Origin of the sequence: Epilithonimonas arachidiradicis (genome assembly GCF_003610695.1) — a bacterium.
GTDB classification, from domain to species: Bacteria; Bacteroidota; Bacteroidia; order Flavobacteriales; family Weeksellaceae; genus Epilithonimonas; species Epilithonimonas arachidiradicis.
In genome coordinates this window covers 304,472-321,393 of sequence record NZ_RAQH01000002.1, presented here as the reverse complement: position 1 = coordinate 321,393, position 16,922 = coordinate 304,472, and the positions used below count along the sequence as shown (strand labels likewise).

The 16,922-nt window shown below is 37.5% G+C and carries 12 protein-coding genes; 4 read left to right on the top strand and 8 right to left on the bottom strand.

Annotated features, from left to right (window positions below; all coding sequences use genetic code 11):
• Positions 1–60 precede the first annotated feature (60 nt).
• The 3 genes from BXY58_RS05420 to BXY58_RS05410 form a co-directional block, all read right to left on the bottom strand.
• Positions 61–5,865: an InlB B-repeat-containing protein gene (locus BXY58_RS05420; protein ID WP_170144197.1), complete on the bottom strand. Its 5,805-nt coding sequence runs from the start codon at positions 5,863–5,865 to the stop codon at positions 61–63.
• Positions 5,866–6,128: 263 nt separating this feature from the next.
• Complete coding sequence (locus BXY58_RS05415) at positions 6,129–6,401, bottom strand: hypothetical protein (protein WP_120212801.1); 273 nt, start codon at positions 6,399–6,401, stop codon at positions 6,129–6,131.
• 138 nt (positions 6,402–6,539) lie between these two features.
• Positions 6,540–7,319, bottom strand: a complete 780-nt coding sequence (locus BXY58_RS05410) for a hypothetical protein (protein ID WP_120212800.1) — start codon at positions 7,317–7,319, stop codon at positions 6,540–6,542.
• A 247-nt stretch (positions 7,320–7,566) separates the two neighbouring features.
• Between BXY58_RS05410 and glgP the strand changes: the two genes are divergently transcribed.
• Both glgP and BXY58_RS05400 read left to right on the top strand, forming a co-directional pair.
• The gene (gene glgP, locus BXY58_RS05405) at positions 7,567–9,219 is read left to right on the top strand and encodes an alpha-glucan family phosphorylase (RefSeq protein WP_120212799.1); all 1,653 of its coding nucleotides are present in this window, start codon (positions 7,567–7,569) and stop codon (positions 9,217–9,219) included.
• Positions 9,220–9,314: 95 nt separating this feature from the next.
• The gene (locus BXY58_RS05400) at positions 9,315–9,971 is read left to right on the top strand and encodes a ComF family protein (RefSeq protein ID WP_120212885.1); all 657 of its coding nucleotides are present in this window, start codon (positions 9,315–9,317) and stop codon (positions 9,969–9,971) included.
• 47 nt (positions 9,972–10,018) lie between these two features.
• Here BXY58_RS05400 and upp read toward each other — a convergent pair whose 3' ends face one another.
• Entirely contained in the window at positions 10,019–10,669 is a 651-nt protein-coding gene (upp, locus tag BXY58_RS05395; RefSeq protein ID WP_120212798.1) for a uracil phosphoribosyltransferase, read from the bottom strand.
• Between the two features lie 81 nt (positions 10,670–10,750).
• On the bottom strand, positions 10,751–12,058 hold the full coding sequence (der, locus tag BXY58_RS05390) for a ribosome biogenesis GTPase Der (RefSeq protein ID WP_120212797.1): 1,308 nt from the start codon (positions 12,056–12,058) through the stop codon (positions 10,751–10,753).
• A 189-nt stretch (positions 12,059–12,247) separates the two neighbouring features.
• Here der and BXY58_RS05385 point away from each other — a divergent pair, with 189 nt between their 5' ends.
• Both BXY58_RS05385 and BXY58_RS05380 read left to right on the top strand, forming a co-directional pair.
• A complete protein-coding gene (locus BXY58_RS05385) occupies positions 12,248–12,706 on the top strand; it encodes a heme-binding domain-containing protein (RefSeq protein WP_120212884.1) in 459 nt (152 codons plus the stop codon).
• Entirely contained in the window at positions 12,703–13,125 is a 423-nt protein-coding gene (locus tag BXY58_RS05380) for a thiol-disulfide oxidoreductase DCC family protein (RefSeq protein ID WP_120212796.1), read from the top strand. The genes BXY58_RS05385 and BXY58_RS05380 overlap by 4 nt, the downstream gene beginning before the upstream one ends.
• Positions 13,126–13,311: 186 nt before the next feature.
• On the opposite strand, the gene BXY58_RS05375 is transcribed toward BXY58_RS05380, so the two are convergent.
• The 3 genes from BXY58_RS05375 to BXY58_RS05365 form a co-directional block, all read right to left on the bottom strand.
• The gene (locus tag BXY58_RS05375; protein WP_120212795.1) at positions 13,312–14,880 is read right to left on the bottom strand and encodes a M20/M25/M40 family metallo-hydrolase; all 1,569 of its coding nucleotides are present in this window, start codon (positions 14,878–14,880) and stop codon (positions 13,312–13,314) included.
• Positions 14,881–15,105: 225 nt separating this feature from the next.
• Positions 15,106–15,819: a 3-ketoacyl-ACP reductase gene (locus BXY58_RS05370; RefSeq protein ID WP_120212794.1), complete on the bottom strand. Its 714-nt coding sequence runs from the start codon at positions 15,817–15,819 to the stop codon at positions 15,106–15,108.
• Between the two features lie 354 nt (positions 15,820–16,173).
• Positions 16,174–16,920: a glycerophosphodiester phosphodiesterase family protein gene (locus BXY58_RS05365; RefSeq protein WP_120212793.1), complete on the bottom strand. Its 747-nt coding sequence runs from the start codon at positions 16,918–16,920 to the stop codon at positions 16,174–16,176.
• Positions 16,921–16,922 lie beyond the last annotated feature (2 nt).

The window sequence follows — 16,922 nt, the reverse complement described above, 5'->3', positions numbered from 1 at the left end:
AAAGCAAAACAAAAAAACCATCTCGATTGAGATGGCTTGGTATTACTGGTTTTATAATTATTATTTGATAATCTTCTGGGTTCGTACGTTACCAGAATTTTCCGCTTTCACGATATAGACACCATATGGTAAAACATTAGCATCAATAACGAGCTTTTTCTCCTTAGAATTAATGCGCTTAATCAATTTTCCTCCCGCATCATAAAGTTCAACATTGCCAAGCTGCAAAGAAGATTCGATGACGAATGATTGTCCGTTTTTGTAAACCTGAAAATCTGATTTCTTGACTTCGTTATTATGAAGCGTTTCTGCCTTATAAACGATTTGGAAACGATTATTATTGGTTCCTTTGGTTGCTGCAAAATTATAGCTTTCGTTGTTGCTAAGATCGATATACTTACCCAGTAATTTATCTCTTAAATATATTTTCTGATTATCAAAAATACCCTCTGCAGTCTGAAGTTTGATTTTATAGGTTCCATCGGTTGCAAATACATTTCCTAAAGTAATCACGTCATCCGTTGAAAAGTTATTTGATTTACCTTGGATGGCCAACTTTCTTGCACCTAACATTGAGTAGAATGAATCTGAACCTACAGCAAATAATTCGCCGTCAAAATCGGTTTCATAATTATCTGTTGCGCCATTGATATATCCTATAAGGATGGTGTTGACCAAATTAGATGGCGAAGTCATCGTGAGCCAAAATCTATTTTTCGGATTCGATTTTTGGTAAAAATTACCATTATCCGTCACTCTGATACTATTACTAAAATCTAATGGCTGATCTTTCCCACCTGCTTTTGCCTGAATAATGAACGCCTGTCCAACTTTGATTTTCCCGTTCGGGATGATGGATCCATCGTAAGGATTTTCCGGATTGTAAGTTGCCGGCGAACCACCCGTTCCGTTATAGACGGCATAATTATTTCCGTTATAGCCAGATCCCACCTGTTCAGCTGTATAGCTATTATTGGTCCAGAACCAAACTGTAGAATACATTTTGGTCGGGTTCAATTGGTACAGTAAATCAAAATCGATATTAGACGGATAAGGATTTCCCACCAAATTGAATCCATGATTAACACTTGTCCACTTCAAATTCTGATATTGGATATTACCGTTATTTGGAATTCCGTTGAAATTGTATGTTTTTGTATAACCATTAGTTCCGGTTTCTGCACGGATTGCATAACCTTTTCCGGTAAGGAACGTTGCATCATTAGTCACCGTAAACTTATCATTCGACTCATTATATTGTAAATAGCCGTTTGCCGGAGTATTGGGAGAGAACCCGTTTGTACCTTTAATGGTTTGCCCGCTAACCGGAGAACTCCAATAGACATAATCCATCTGTGTGGAGATATTATTCATATCGGTGACTTGTCTCTGCACCTGGGTATCACCCTCATTACTTAGATTATCAGTTTGAATTAAATTCGCATCACTCTCTACAACGAAGTTAGCTGCAGATCCATTATTCGTAATTTTCTTCTTAACAGTCACCGGGAAATTCGGTCTCACTCTCAAAGTTCCTCCAGCATTGATGGTCAAATCACAAACATCCAATGCACCATTGGTCTGGGTATTATAGCTTCCTGCGATAATAACTTTGCTCCCAAGAACCGGTGTTCCATTAGTCCAGACATTGCTTGCCCAGGTAGTTGCAGCTTCTTTGATTTGAATTGCTTGTGTTGCGGTGTAACAAGTCTGCGTATTTTCTCTTACCTGACAGTAATACTGATAATTATTAAGACCATTAACATCACTTATCATTAAAGTCTGAGTCGTCGCCCCTGAATAAACACCCCCGTCTATAACTGCCGTCCAGGCGCCTGTGTTTTTCAACTCATACCATTGATAAGTCAAACCTAATCCACCTGCAAGACCTTCTGTTGCAGTAAGCACAAGAGAAGCATTGATGACATCACAATTAATTATGTAATTAGGCTGAGCCGTAATAACTGGAGGTGTTCTGATAACCGGAGGCTGAGATGCCACATTGGCGAGACACTGCCCGGAAGCCACATCTTCGGTTATCCATTCCGACTCTACAAAAGTTGCTTTAGGAGATAAATATTCATTCTTTCTTTTCAAATAATAACCTACATAATTAGGCGCTTTGAAATCATCAACCACAACAGAACCTTTTCTTAGTTGTAAACCATCATTTGCATTGAAACCACCCGTGATGTTGCCGTGACCTGTTGGCGTGTAGCCACAAGCCGATCCGGTAACTCCAACTACAGCCAAACCACCAGCAGGGAGACTGCCTGATAATATTCCATAACTTACGTAATCCACGCCATAGTCATTGGCTCTGTAGAACCCATAATCCGCTAGATTAACAGCAGCATTAGTTCCGTTATAGATAGAAACCGTTCCCCCTGATCCGCCATTTTCGTCGTATACTTCATATATCATAAGATCTGTTGCAATAGTACCAGAACCAGATCCTGTTACCGCTTCACAACCTGAAGCATCTTCTTTGATCAATGTAAAAGCAGTCTCGGAATCACAGTCTAAAGCAGTATCAACGATAATATCTCCGTCAGCAGTCGCCGGAACAATTGCTTTGATTTGTGTAGCGCTGATGTAGTGAACAACTGCATTTGCTGATCCAAACTTAACTGTTGAGGCTGCCGTGAAGTTAGTTCCAGTAATTGCCACGATGGTATTGGTAGGTCCACTTGTTGGGAATGCTGTGATTGTGGCTGGAGCACAGCTGTTAGCGCAAAATATTCTAACTGCATCTAAGAATCCTCTTCTTGTTGTTGAAATTGTTAATTGAGAACCAGCTGGTACATTTTCAAATTGAGCAGTTACAGTTTCAAAACCATCTGCCATTTTATTATCATAAGTTACATTTTTTGTAATACCATTTATTGTAATATTAAAACTACCTTCAACAGTAGTCCATCCTTTTACATCTAGCTCTACAGTAATATTACCACTCACTTCAGTTAAATTTCTTGAAGTAATTGTTCCACTAGCTGTCGTTCCAATTCTAATTGCGCCACCTGCCTGATAAACAGTAGAAGTCGTCGGAAAATTGGTATTCCCGGACCAAATCGAGCTTGAACCACTTGTACTAGTATTATTACCTGCCGTAATTGCATTAAAAGTCTCTTCAAAGCAAGGTCCGGTTATCACCGAAAGTGTCACTGTATTAGAAGTTCTGCTACCACAATCGTTACTTACGATGACGTGATATTTATATCCATTTTTAGATAATGACACATTTGTAAGAGTCAATGTATTACTGCTTGTTCCTACATTCACCCAGGTGCCGGCTGAGCCAGTAGAGCTTTCCTGCCATTGGTAAGTGAAGGGCGCAGATCCAGAAGCTGCTATTGAGAAGCTTGCATTAGCTCCAGTTACGACACTTTGGTTGGTTGGCTGAGTCGTGATATTTGGCGCTGATAATATAGAGATTGGCTCTTGTGTTACATAAGAACCCGTGCTCCAGCAGAAACCATTATAAGCACGCACATAATAATTACCTGAGGCTGTAACAGAATAAGGCTCAGAAGCCGAAGAACCATTAGCAAAAACTACCCGATTGGCTGTAGATGTTCCTGTAGCTGTTGTCTGCCAATAAAAAATGGCACCTGCCGTCATATTGGCTTCATCTTGAGTCCCTATTTCATAAATAAGAACCGCAGTACTACACACCGGATTTTCCGAAGGTGTAATTTCACCATTCGGAGTCAAAGGAATTTGACAAGGTGTAGTTACTGTTCTCGGATTATTAGTAATTGTTGTTGTATTGTATATATAATTATTTGAACAAATATTGTATTCATAAACTCTGACATAATATGCCTTAGATGGTTCTAAACCTGTTATTGCTACACTATTTCCTGTTCCAGCATAGATAACTTGCTCTCCACCACCGTAAACTGTATTAGCTATAGGTAAAGCATTTGAACTAACCGGATTGGTAAAATTATTAACTGTATTGATGACAACTACTCTACCAACGCCATTACCAGAGGTTAAATTCACAGTCATTCCAGATGAAGTTACCGAAGTGAATGATGTAACTGATGACTGTGTAGTAGGTGCTAAGCAAGCCGTGACACTTCCTGACAATGTGACCTCAGCATAATTGGCTTCTATAGCACTTCCTCCACTTACAAGAACGGTATCAGCATAATTAGCATTAGTTGTTAAACCTGCTTTCAAACGGACATAGAATGTTTTAGAAGCACCGGTGTAACTAGCTGGAAGTGCCAGTGCGTGACTATAAGGCCCAGTTTCGCTTTCCGCAATTTCAAATCGATCATCTATCGTTACCAATTCTACCGGATCTGTATCGGTATTTTCCAAATCGCTACCATTCAACACAAAAGATTGTGAAGCAGAAGGACCGTTACTTTCCACATAATTGAAACCGGATAAAGAAGTCGGCGTTACTGTAAATTTAGGTGGATTTTTTATCCAATGGGCATACAAAGTTACTGTTGCACTAGAACCAGAGTGAGTATAAGTAGCTCCTGCACTATAGTCTGCTTCAATACCTGCTGCCGTTGTTTTCCAACCACCAAAAGTATATCCTGTTCTTGTAAAAGCTGAACCATTATTGAGAACAAGCGTACCAGATTTAACACCGGTAGTTCCGTTATAGTAACCATCCTGGCTAGAAATTGTTCCCGAACCACCATTGTTATTGTAAATAACATTAAATTTCCAGCGGGCATATATCGTGATATTGCTACTTGGCATCGGCGCAGGCCCGTAACTAGAACCCGGTGTATTGATGACACCTCCGCTAACACCATTCGGAATACTATACCAGCTCGAAAACAAATAACCACTCTTCGTGAGTGTTGTAGGATTTGCTAATATAATTCCCGGGCTTTGCCCTCCTGTGAAACTATCATTAGCAGGAATGGTACTTGCATCACTGGTTTGATCATTACCATTATAAGTTAGCGTGTAAGTAACAGGTGCAGTAACTGTACCGATAACAGAAACATTTCCTGTGGTTGCCCCAGTACTGGCATTGGTCACGTATGTTGTCGTACCGCCATAAGTCGCAGCAGTTAATCCGCTTTTCAATCTGACATATACGGATTGTCCTGCAGAAACATTTCCTTCTGCAGCGGTATAAGTGATAGTACTTGTATAGGTACCTGTTGAAGTTTTTGAAATTTCAAAATTAATAGGCGCGGTCACAGTAACACCTGCTGTTAAATTAGTACCTTTTAAATTATAGGATTGCGCTGCCGAAGGTCCAGAACCTTGAACATAGTTTAGCCCTGTTATAGAAGTGGGTGTAAGTGTAAGAGTTGGAGTCGCAGCAACTGTTAACTTATACAAAGTGATATCTTGTTGGCTTCCTGTATAACAAGCAAATCTGGGAGCACTTGTATTGTATTGTAAAGATCTCCCGCTAACTCCGAGATTCTGAACATCGAATGTTCCTCCGGAATAAGTAAAACTCCATCTTTGATTATTAGTAGTTACAGCAGATACAGCTTGGATATTGTTACTACTCCCTGTATAAGATGCGTAAACGTTTGCATCTTCATTATATATGGTCTTTCCCGTTCCGTTAGTTTCTATTTTCCAAACAATTGTCTTAGAAGGATTTGTAATTGTCGTGCCAGAAGTCGGAGAAATTGATGTATTTGCAAAAAACGTCCCATTATGAGTATTATTCATTGCTTGAGTTGTACCATAAGCTATAACGTAATAGCCATCAGTAAAACCCGAAGCAGCAGTAACCTTAGTAAACGTACCGGTTCCAGAATATTGAGAAAAGACCTTTCCACCAATTAAAATTAAAAAGAAAAAAAATAAAGATTTGATACACTTTAAAAGAAATTGTGTTCTCAGAAAGAATAAATGTTGATCCATAGCATTTGTTTTCATTAAGCAAGCAAATATAACCGCATAAGAAAAACAAACGCCTGAGTTTTAAAATGTTAATATAAATGTAAAAATACTGTCAAAATCGCATCAATTTTGTAGATAAAGCTTATTTGTTAAAATTCCATTTTCCGAAATTTCATAAACATTTAACCTTTAGTTTATAAAAATTTGGAGTCACACATAAAAAAGTAAGCTTGCTTTTACCAAAAAGCAAGCTGTAATTTTTAAATATTAGCTGATATTATCATTTATTCTAGATCAGCACATGATATTGCCTGCGAATCCTTCACATAAATTGTACCAGTAAAAGTTCCTCCAAAATCATTGATGTATCTTTGAGCACATTCATACTGCTTAAAATAAATTTGAATATTGTTCGTCGTTACAACATAAGCTAAGATTAAATTATTATTTTCAATTTTTGAAACATTGATTGACGTTGTTGTAGATTTATTAGTTGTAAAAGAAGTTATCGTCAATACAGAGAAAAGAATTGTTGATGTTAAGATGATTTTTTTCATAATATTAATTTTTGAAATTATACTTACTTTTTTGTTTTTAAGTCGTTGTTCAGTTTTTTCGACCTTTTTTATATATGTCAGCTAACATTCAAATTTAAACAATAGTCAAATACAAATACATAGATATCCTTTTTTATGTTATTTTATAACCATCATCTGGCTGTAAAGATTTTCCAAGTGTAAAATTTTTGTAAAAGGGCTTTTGACTTTTTTCAGTTCTTCTTTGGCGTAGATGTAGCTGTATCGGGAAGCGATGTTGTGCATATTGGAAACCAGCACCAGCCAGCATTCTTTCGTCTTGCTGTTATATAGAGGATATTTGGTATTCTTCTTTTCGATGACTTCCAGAATTTTGTCAGAATGCAGCTCATCAAACAGAGACAACTGATACTCCAAAAACAAAAGAACGCCTTTCTGATGAGGCGTTCTTCTGATATGTCTTACGAATTTTGTTTTTTTGTTATTGGTAATCGCAGACGAGATTTCTTTGATCAATTGTTCCGGTTGGTTATAAAAATCATCCTGGAAGTAATCGATATTAAGATGATAGATACCTTGGAGACTTTTATATTCTGACAACAATTTTTCCACAGTTCGAAAGATATGATTGATATAACTTTCCTTTTTCTTGAGTTCAAAGTGGTTGATGATCTCCGAAACTTCTATTCCAATCCGATTTCCTTTATAATTAATGATAAAATCGGGACTTTCTCCGGTTAGGTTTTCGATTTCCATTTCGGGATAATGCTGGAACAATGTATTGAGTAACAAAAGCTCAGTCTTTTTTTGATATTCCTCGCGTTCGTGCAGATTAGCGCTACCTATAGAGTCATACCATTTTACCAGATTATCTGTTTTGCCACTTTTGGAAGCGACGCAAATCTCAAGGTTCTTTTGAAGGTCTTCACAAAAAATCATATCATTTTTATTAGAAATTAAACCTGTTCTAAGATAGTAATTTATTGATTACAAAATATTTATATGAATAAAAATTAACAGTAATAAAACAAACAGAAAATTATAAAGTTTCACAAACAAGCAATACAAACCAAAAGACATCAATTCCACTTCTCTTTTATGACTTTATACCACCTAAACTACCGTACAAAAAACTAATTATTATATTTGCAAGCTTATAGACGACCTTAAAATATATATACGAACTATGGATTTCAAAAACTTCAAGATGCCTTACAGCATCAATCCAAGCTACTCCAAAAGAACAGCCTATTTCTCTATGGAATTCGCTATAGACCAGGCGCTCAAGATATACAGTGGCGGACTTGGCTTCCTGGCAGGATCTCATATGAGAAGTGCTTATAACTTAAAACAGGATTTCGTAGGAATCGGGATTTTGTGGAAATATGGTTACTACGATCAAAGCCGAAATGCAGACCAAACCCTCAATCCAATCTGGACAAAAAAAATGTACAGTTTCCTGGAAGATACTGGCATCAAATTTCAAATTGAAATCCATAATGCCCCGGTTTGGGTAAAAGTTTGGTATTTAAACCCTGAAACTTTCAAGACTTGCCCGATGTTTTTCCTGAGTACAGATGTGCCGGAAAACGACCACCTTTCAAAAACAATTTCTCATAAATTATACGATGCTAACGAGTCTACCAAACTGGCCCAATACATTCTTCTCGGAAAAGGAGGCGCTAAATTGCTAGACGAAATGAACTTCGAAAGAGATATTTATCACCTGAATGAAGCGCACGGTTTGCCCGCAGCATTTTATCTTTTGAGAAAATACGGTGGCGATCTTGCTAAAGTGAAGGAAAAATTAGTTTTCACAACACACACGCCAGAGGAGGCAGGAAACGAAAAGCACAACATCCACCTTTGCCACGACATGTCCTATTTTTGCGGATTAACGATTGATGAGGTTAAGAAAATCGAAGGTGTGGAGGACGACAGATTCAACCACTCGCTTTGCGCTTTGAGGATGTCCAGGATTTCCAATGGTGTTTCCCAGCTTCACGGTGTCGTTTCCAGAGATATGTGGAGCAAATATCCGGGAATCTGTGAAATCAAATCCATTACCAATGCTCAGGAATTCAAATATTGGGCAGATAAACCTTTGTATGATTCTAAAGACGAAAGCGACGACGCACTTTTCGATTACAGAAAGAAACATCTTAAAAAAAGGATGTTCAAAATCGTAGCCGACCAAACAGGAAAACTATTTGACCCAGGCGTTTTAACGATCGTTTGGGCAAGACGTTTTGCCGGTTACAAAAGAGCAGATCTTTTATTAGCTGACAAAGAACGTTTCAGAAAAATGCTGGAAAACAGCAAATATCCGGTTCAGATCATTTGGGCAGGAAAACCTTACCCAATGGATTATGGCGCGATTTCAACTTTCAACAATCTGGTTGAAGAAAGCAAGAATCATAAAAATATGGCTGTTCTTACAGGTTACGAATTATCTCTGAGTAAGTCTCTAAAACAAGGTTCTGACATCTGGCTCAACAATCCGAGAGTCCCAAGAGAAGCATCCGGAACGAGCGGAATGACTGCTTCTATGAACGGTTCTGTCAATCTTTCTACAGACGACGGCTGGATCCCGGAATTTGCAAAACCTGGAGAAAACTCTTTTGTGGTTCCAAAAGCTGATTACCATCATTGGCCAACAGTAGAGCAAGATAGCTTTGACCTGAAAAACCTTTATGATGTTCTGGAAAATCAAATCATTCCAACATACTATGACAATCCTAATCAATGGAGAAAGATCGTCCAAACAGCAATGGATGATGTTAAATTCCAGTTCGGTAGTGATAGAATGGCTGATGAATATTACAAATTATTGTATTAATGATTTTTTGTCATTAAATATTAGAACCTCTTCAAATGAAGAGGTTTTTTTGTTTGAAGAAAATTTTTAATTTAGTTTTCAGAAACTTATTAACTATGATCTTCGATTTTCTCTTCCCGAATCGATGTCTGGATTGCAATCAGCTGATTGACAAGCAGGAGGTGGTTTGTGAATTGTGCTTGGACAAAATCAATTTCTCAAATCATAATTATTTCGGAAATAATTCTCTGATGGACAAAGCATCATTACAAATTCCTGTAGAAAATGCTTACTCGCTTCTGTTTTATGAGAAAGAAAGTCTGGCACAGAGAATCATCCACCAGCTCAAATATAATCATCGGGAAAAGATCGGAAAAGTTCTCGCCAAATGGATTACTGAAAGAATAGATTTCCGTAACCACAAACCGGATTTGCTTGTAACAGTTCCGCTCCATTATAAAAAACTGAAACAACGCGGCTATAACCAGCTTCATCTATTTGGAAACGAATTGTCGAAGCATTATCAGATTCCTGTCAATCATACTTTATTAAAAAGAATAAAACATTCCCGGGCGCAAGCCAAGAAAAATCAAACCGAAAGACTGAAAACAAAAAATGCTTACCAATTGACTGAAAATATCAATGATAAGCATATTCTTTTGATTGATGACGTTTACACCACCGGAAACACAATGTCAAATATCGCCTGGGAAATTCTCCGTAATTCCAAGAATGTAAAAATCAGTATTTTGGTAATGGCGATGGACGTTTGATTAATTATTATTGATTAATTGTTAATGATAAATTTAACAACTAACAATTATCGCTGCAGTTTTTCGCCGTAAGACAAATCGCCTGCATCACCTAAACCCGGTGTGATATAACCTTTTGAGGTCAGACTTTCATCCAAGGCGCCAACCCAAACTTTCGCATCCGGATAAGCATTCTGAATCGTCTCAACACCTTGTCTGCTTGCGATGGCTGCAACAATATGAATGGAAGTCGGTTTTCCGTTGGTCAACAAATCTTTAATCGCTTCAATCAGAGACGCGCCTGTTGCAAGCATCGGATCTGCTACGATAAGCGGACGAGCGTCTAATTTCGGACAAGTCAGATAATCTTGTTTGATAGAGAAATAATCGTTTGCGTCGTGTTTTCTGTAAGCTGCAACGAAACCGCAATCCGCCTTATCAAAATAATTCAAAATCCCTTGAAACAAAGGAACCCCGGCTCTCAGAATAGTGGTGATAACAGGTTGTGTTTCAATTTCTTTAACTCTGATGGTATCAAGAGGCGTTGTGATTTCAATCTCTTTCTGATCGAGTGTTTTACTAATTTCGAAAGCTGCAATTTCTCCAATTCTTTCCATATTTCTACGGAATTTCATTCGGTCTTGTTGTACCTCAACGTTTCTTAAATCATTAATCCAAGAATTGACAAGAGAGAAATTATCTGATAATATTGTAAACATTAGTTATTGTGATTTTTATTTATGAATATTTAAAATTAATAAAAAACCCTTTCAGAACCTAAGCTCTGAAAGGGTTGAAAATTATTTTTGTCTGAAATAAACTTCGATTGGAACACCTGTAAAACCAAACTCTTTCCTAAGCTGGTTTTCGGTAAAACGTTTGTATGGCTCTTTCACATATTGCGGAAGATTACAGAAAAATACGAATTGTGGCGACGGTGTTGGTAGCTGCACACAATATTTGATTTTGATATATTTTCCTTTGATTGCCGGTGGCGGCGTTCCTTCAAAAATAGGAAGCATCACTTCGTTCAATTTAGACGTTTTGATTTTTTTCTTACGGTCTTCATAAACCTGCATTGCCACCTCAACCGCTTTCAGAATTCTTTGTTTTGTCAAAGCAGAAACGAATAGAATTGGAACATCATTGAACTGACCGATTTTATGTTTGATAGCCGCTTCGAAATCACGCATTGTGTTAGTTTCTTTTTCAACCAAATCCCATTTGTTCACCAAAATAACGATACCTTTTCTGTTCTTTTGAGCCAATCCGAAAATGTTCATATCCTGAGATTCCCAACCCAAAGTTGCATCTACCATAATGATCACAACATCGGAATATTCGATAGAACGAATGGAACGCATCACGGAATAAAATTCCAAATCCTCGTTAACCTTAGATTTTCTTCTCATTCCGGCTGTATCCACCAACACAAATTCGTGACCGAATTTGTTATATAAAGTCTGAATACTGTCTCTTGTTGTCCCGGCAATATCGGTAACAATGTTTCTCTCAACATCCAACAAAGCGTTTGTCAACGTCGATTTTCCAACATTCGGACGACCTGCGATCGTGATTTTTGGCAATCCTTCGAACGGATCCTTATAATCTGTCGTCGGGAAATCGCTGACAACCTGATCTAGTAATTCTCCGGTTCCGGAACCTGTTGCAGAAGACAAAGTAAAATATTTTTCAACACCTAACTGGTAAAACTCGGTGGCTGGCAATTCTTCTTTGGAAGAATCTACTTTGTTCACCACCAGATAAACCGGCTTGTTGGATTTTCTTAATAATTCGAAGATTTCCTGATCTGTATCGGTAAGACCTTCTTCCACATTCACCATAAAAATGATAGAAGTTGCTTCGTCCACCGCTAACTGAACCTGTTTACGAATCTCCTGCTCGAAGATATCGTCTGTTCCGACATCATAACCGCCTGTATCGATTACCGTGAAGTCGACACCATTCCAATCGGATTTTCCGTAATGACGGTCACGTGTAACACCAGCTGTAGAGTCTACAATAGCTTCTCTTCTTTCTAATAATCGGTTAAATAATGTGGATTTTCCTACGTTGGGGCGCCCAACGATAGCGACAATGTTTGACATAAATTTGTTTAATAATAAGATTATTAATGGGTTACTCTTACTTTAAGAGCCCAAAATTTTTGCAAAGATACGAATTTACAAACAAGGTTAGAGCTTGAAGTTGCAAAGTCCTGAATTTAAATGAATAATGATTTCTCAAACTACAAAGTATTTTGGAAAGCTTTTTGTAATTTTATTGAAAATCAAACTATGAAAAAAATATTAATCATCCTTTTAGCAGCATTTGTTATGATTCAGTTTTTTCCAATTGATAAAACCAATCCTGCAACCAATGAAGGAATGGATTTCTTAAAAATCAAAAACACACCTGAACCGATTGCGAAACTGATTCGGAACTCTTGTTACGACTGTCATTCCAATGAAACAACATATCCTTTTTATAGTAATATCCAACCTGTTGCGTGGCTACTGAAAAACCATATCGACGAAGGCAGAAAAGAACTTAATTTTTCTACATTCGCAACGTATGAACCGAAACGTCAAGCCCATAAACTGGAAGAAGCCGCCGAATATGTGGAACAAAGCAAAATGCCTCTGGAAAGTTATCTGCTAGGTCATTCTAATGCAAAATTGACTGACGCACAAAGAAAAGAATTGGCACAATATTTTAGAAAAATACAGAAACAAACAGAAACCAGCCCATTATGACAACAGAAATCTCAGCCAGTTTTAAAGATAAATATATTGTTTTCTATGATGGTGAATGCGGTTTTTGCAATCATTGGGTACAGTGGATTCTGGAAAAAGATAAACATGATAAATTTCTATTTGCTTCTCTTCAATCCGGATTTGGTCAAAAATTCCTGAATGAAAGAAATCTTCCGAACCAGATTTTCGACACACTTTATCTTTGGCAACCGGAAAGTTTTTATCTTACGAAATATCAAGCTGTTTTGAAAATTGCAACTGAAATTGGCGGAATCTACTCTTTGGCTGCCATTGGGAAAGTAATTCCTGACTTTATAGGCAACCAGTTTTATAATTTAGTTTCCCGGAACCGGAAAAAGCTGGCCGCAAATCAATGCTTTTTGCCAAGTGCTGAACAACGGAAAAAATTCATAGAATAATAGCATAAATCAATCCTAAAAAGATTTTTTGATTTTGCTGAATGTGTATACTCTTTAGCTACAAAAATATCATCTATTAAGTATTTAACAAATTTTAATAATTAAGACAGAAAAAGCGACAAATGATTGTCGCTTTTCTCTTTATTTCAAAGAAAGTCCAATTTCTGACTACTAATTTCTATAAAATTAATAATCCTTAGTGCTTCTTTTCGGCTCTCTTACTTCCGGCCATTTTGCAGGTTCACCTTTTTCATTATTCGGCATTACACGTTTCTCCCTGCTTACAAATTCCGGGTCTTCTGACGCCATATAAGCTAAAGTCGCAGTTAAAATTACATTATTCTTCAATTCATCAAAAACGATTTTGTCATAAGTATCTTTGGTCGTATGCCAAGTGTAACCGAAATAACCCCAGTTAAGCGAACTCAAGGAAAATCCCGGAACTCCCGCAGCGACAAACGAAGCGTGGTCAGAACCTCCACCACCAGGCATTCCCGGGAAAGTGGATTTGATTTGGTCTCTCACTTTTTTAGGTGCTGCATCCAGCCATCTTCCGATATAAGCATAAGAATCCTTGAAACCCTGTCCGCTGATGTCCACTACTCTACCCGTTCCGTTATCCTGATTGAAAACTGCCTGCACACCTTTAACAATTTCAGGATTATCAGCAACAAAACCTCTTGAACCGTTCAGACCTTGTTCTTCACTTCCCCAAAGTCCAATGACAATGGTACGTTTTGGATTGGGATAATATTTTTTGAGGATTCTCATTGTTTCGAGCATTGTCAAAGTTCCCGTTCCATTATCAGTTGCACCCTGCGCGCCGTCCCAAGAATCAAGGTGAGCGGAAAGAATCACATATTCGTTTGGTTTTTCTGAACCTTTTATCATTCCGATAGTATTGAAGGATTTTGCTTCGGGAAGAACTTTGGATTGAGCATCCACTTTGATTCTCGGTTTTGCACCTTTTTCCGCCATTCTATATAACATTCCATAATCTTCCAAATCGATGTCGAACATTGGAATTGATTTGGTTTTAGCACCGAAAATACGATTGGTGCTATGGATTCCTGTCCAGTTGGAAATGGCGATTCCTGCTGCTCCGGCTTTCTCTAAAGCTTCTGGCAATGTTGTATTATCATACCCTATGTTCTTGATATAATCTGCGAAATCTTTTTTAGCTTGTTCTTTTTCAGCTTTCAGTTTTTCATATAATTCCGGAGTCGCAAATTCTTTGATTTGCTCATCTGAACGTCCGATTTTCTGATATTGCGCCATTAAAACAATTTTACCTTTTGCAGAAGGCAACCATTTATCAAACTCAGCTTTGGAAGATACTTTTGGAAGAATCACCACTTCTGCTTCTACCGCTTTTTTAGTTGCGGGACTCCACGCTAATTGGGTTGCAGATAATGTTTTAGTTCTTGGATAAACCAAATCTACGTGTGTTGTTCCGCGCTGCCAGCCTTTCCAAGTTCCGAATTGCTGAAGATTCGCATCGATTCCCCAAGATTTTAATTTATCGGCTGTGTAATTGTTAGCGGCTAACATCTCAGGCGTTCCAACAAGACGCGGTCCGATGCCGTCTAGAAGTTCGTAAGCCATATCTTCCAATTGGGAATTGTTATTGACTTCATTCACAAAACTTTGAACGATTGGATTAAGTTTTTCTTCGGATTTAGTTTGAGCGTTGGTTAAGGTAATTTGAGCTGCAAAGAAAACTGCAGACATTGCTAAAAATGAGTTTCTCTTCATATCTTTTATTTGATTCCGATAAAGATAAGAATAAGGGTTTTAAACGCAAAGATTAAATAACGAAACTATTACTAAGCTCGAGATCCTTCGATTAAGTATTTTTAGGTCTCTATCCTGAACGTTGTCAGGCTGAGCGGAGTCGAAGTCAAATTGAACTTAATATAAAACAAAACCCTTTCAGAGTTTGAAACTCTGAAAGGGTTGAATATTAAGAATTATTTTATTTTAAGGATTCGTCGAGAAAATAGAACCATTAGCAATCAATGCGCGTCTGTTCATTTTCAGGATATCTCTTACCCATTCTGCAAAATCTTCTGGCTGAAGAACCTTGTCCGGATTACCGTCTGTCAAACCGCCATTGATGCTCATATCGGAAGCAATCGTGCTCGGAGTCAAGGTAATAACACGGATATTTTGCTTTCTCCATTCTGCCATCATCGACTGCGAAAGAGAAACGACAGCCGCTTTGGAAGCTGCGTATGCCGACATATTCGGTCCACCTTTCAATCCCGCTGTGGAAGCGACATTCACGATGTCACCTTGTCCTTTTTCTTTCAAAAACGGATAAACGGCTTTGGCTGTGTAATAAACGCCGAAAAGATTGGTTTTAATCACTTGTTCCCAGGTTTCAGACGGCATTTCCTCGATGCTTCCAAAATCACCGATTCCTGCATTGTTGACCAAAATATCGATTCCGCCTAATTCGTTTGCTAAAGATTCGATTCCTGCTTTTACTTCTAATTCGTTATCGACACTAAAAACCGCATAAGCTACTTTCACGCCGGTTTGTTTCAGTTCGTTAACTGCTATTTTGAGATAATTTTCGTTTCTTCCCGTGATACCAACGTTCACACCTTCGTTGGCAAGAATCTGAGCTACAGCTTTTCCAAGTCCTCTTCCACCGCCAGTGATAATGGCATTTTTACCTTTTAAATTCATAATTCAATCTATAAAATTTGAAGGTGCAAATTTACCAAACACACGTTTAAAATCCGAATAAAGTCTTATGATTTAATACAAGTTTATCATTGAGGAATTCAATTGGACTTTACAATATACTTATTTTTTTGAACACAAAGCGCACGAAATTTTTTATGCATTGCTGGTTATTAAGTTCACAAAGCCGTAAACTTAAAAAAGAAAAGCAAAGACTTATATAAGCGTAAGCGCCTTTGTGAACTAAAATATCCAAAATATTATATATTCTTCGTGAGCTTTGTGTTCAAAAATTCTCAGATAACAATTACATTAAATTATATATTTAATAAAATTTAACCTGACTATGCGACAAAATTATTTGCCTTTTAATTGGTCAGGAATGTTAGTCGTAATGAAATTGATTCCTTGATTTTTGAGTTCTTCGTAAACTTTGATATCATTCACAGTCCAGGAATTGGTAATCAAACCAAGCGAATTGGCTTCTGAAATCCAAGTCGGGTTTTTCTCGAAAACGCTGTAATGGTAATCCAATCCGTCCAAACCTTCGGCTTTGATTTGCTGAGGAGAAAGATTTCCTTCAAGATACTGGACTTTTGCAAACGGATTTTGTTTCTTAATTTCTTTACAGATATTAAGACTGAACGAGATGTAATCGCTTTGGCTATCGAGCCCGAGTTCTTTTACAGTTTTCAGAACTTTGGTAACGATTTCGTTTTCACGTTCTTTGGATTTGGTTGGCTTTATTTCGATAATTAATTTGACGGAAGCATCTTTTTTGCCTTGTTTCAGATAATCTTTCAGGGTTGGGAGTTTTTCGCCATTGGATAATTTTAGTTTTCTCAAATCGGAAAAATCAGTTTCCGCGATTTCCATTTTTCCGTGATGTTCGTCGTGATTAATCACCAATTTCCCATCTTTGGTCATATGAATATCGAATTCGGTTCCATAAATTTTCAGTTTCTGAGCATTTTCTAAGGACTGAATCGAATTTTCCGAAGTTTTGGGCTGTGTATTCCAAAAACCACGATGGGCGATAATCTGAGTTTGAGCGTTGATAAACATAGCCGTGACAAGGGTTAAACTACAAAAGACTTTCTTCATTT

Bases quoted from the DNA above. Each gene is read 5' to 3' on its own strand.
- der (WP_120212797.1), bottom strand. From the start codon at position 12,058: ATGTCAAACATTGTCGCTATCGTTGGGCGCCCCAACGTAGGAAAATCC.
- BXY58_RS05410 (WP_120212800.1), bottom strand. From the start codon at position 7,319: ATGATTTTTTGTGAAGACCTTCAAAAGAACCTTGAGATTTGCGTCGCT.
- BXY58_RS05420 (WP_170144197.1), bottom strand. From the start codon at position 5,865: ATGGATCAACATTTATTCTTTCTGAGAACACAATTTCTTTTAAAGTGT.
- upp (WP_120212798.1), bottom strand. From the start codon at position 10,669: ATGTTTACAATATTATCAGATAATTTCTCTCTTGTCAATTCTTGGATT.
- BXY58_RS05380 (WP_120212796.1), top strand. From the start codon at position 12,703: ATGACAACAGAAATCTCAGCCAGTTTTAAAGATAAATATATTGTTTTC.
- BXY58_RS05400 (WP_120212885.1), top strand. From the start codon at position 9,315: ATGATCTTCGATTTTCTCTTCCCGAATCGATGTCTGGATTGCAATCAG.
- BXY58_RS05365 (WP_120212793.1), bottom strand. From the start codon at position 16,920: ATGAAGAAAGTCTTTTGTAGTTTAACCCTTGTCACGGCTATGTTTATC.
- BXY58_RS05375 (WP_120212795.1), bottom strand. From the start codon at position 14,880: ATGAAGAGAAACTCATTTTTAGCAATGTCTGCAGTTTTCTTTGCAGCT.
- glgP (WP_120212799.1), top strand. From the start codon at position 7,567: ATGGATTTCAAAAACTTCAAGATGCCTTACAGCATCAATCCAAGCTAC.
- BXY58_RS05415 (WP_120212801.1), bottom strand. From the start codon at position 6,401: ATGAAAAAAATCATCTTAACATCAACAATTCTTTTCTCTGTATTGACG.
- BXY58_RS05385 (WP_120212884.1), top strand. From the start codon at position 12,248: ATGAAAAAAATATTAATCATCCTTTTAGCAGCATTTGTTATGATTCAG.
- BXY58_RS05370 (WP_120212794.1), bottom strand. From the start codon at position 15,819: ATGAATTTAAAAGGTAAAAATGCCATTATCACTGGCGGTGGAAGAGGA.